The following is an 852-nucleotide window of genomic DNA, read 5'->3' as shown; positions in this document are numbered from 1 at the left end:
TGCCGGGCCCGGTCCGCCGCCCCCGCCGCCGCGCGACGGGTGCGGGTCAGCTCCGCGGCGCGGCGTTCCAGACGGGCGATCTCCTCGGCCAGCGCAGTCACCTCACCGGCCCGCGACACCCGCTCCCCCACGGCCTTCTCGGTCTCGGTGAACCGGGCGAACGCCGCGCGCACCTCGACCGACCGGTTACCCCGGTGGTCCTTGAACAGGGCGTCGGCCTCGGTGTCCAGCGCGGCGATCAGGGCGCGGGCGTCGCGGCCGCTGCGGGCGGTGAACACCAGCTCGGCGAGGTCCCCCTCCCCCGCGCACAGTGCCCGGCCGCCCTCGCGCAGCTCCTCGTGGCCGAGCCCGAACCCCTCCCGCCAGCGGCGCCGGGCGTCGGCACCGGACTCACCCCAGGGCGGGTCGGCGACGGCGCCGGTGTCGTCGTGCAGGCCGCGGGTGGTGCGGCGGAGCACGGTCTCAGCCCCCGCAGCGGCGACCCGGGCCGAGACGGCCAGCCGCGACGGGCCGACGGCGTAGGCGTGGCGCACCGGGCGGGGCATCCCCCACAGCAGGTCGGACAGGGCGTCGAGCAGGGTGGTCTTGCCGGCCTCGTTGGGGCCGGACACGATCGTCAGACCGTCGCCGAGGGTCAGCTCGCGGCCCTCGTAGGCGCCGTAGCGCTCCAGGACCAGGGTCCGCAGCCGCGCGGTCGTGCTCACGACCCGGCCATCCGGGCCAGCAGCTGCTGCTCGGCCTGGCGGGCCAGCGCGGCGAGGCGCTCGTCGTCGCGCAGGTCCAGCAGTCCCGCCTCGCGCAGCCGGCGGCCGACCTCGCGTTCCAGCGGGGCGGCGAGCTCGCGGATGCGGT

At 77.9% G+C, this 852-nt stretch carries 1 protein-coding gene; it reads right to left on the bottom strand.

What is annotated here, in order from left to right; genetic code table 11:
- Window positions 1-704 (bottom strand): AAA family ATPase (locus GTW08_RS10680; RefSeq protein WP_161151840.1); only part of this gene is annotated, 704 nt, incomplete at its 3' end.
- Window positions 705-852 lie beyond the last annotated feature (148 nt).

This window comes from Pseudonocardia sp. SID8383 (assembly GCF_009864975.1).
GTDB classification, from domain to species: domain Bacteria; phylum Actinomycetota; class Actinomycetes; order Mycobacteriales; family Pseudonocardiaceae; genus Pseudonocardia; species Pseudonocardia alni.
This window is presented reverse-complemented; position numbering and strand designations above follow the sequence as displayed.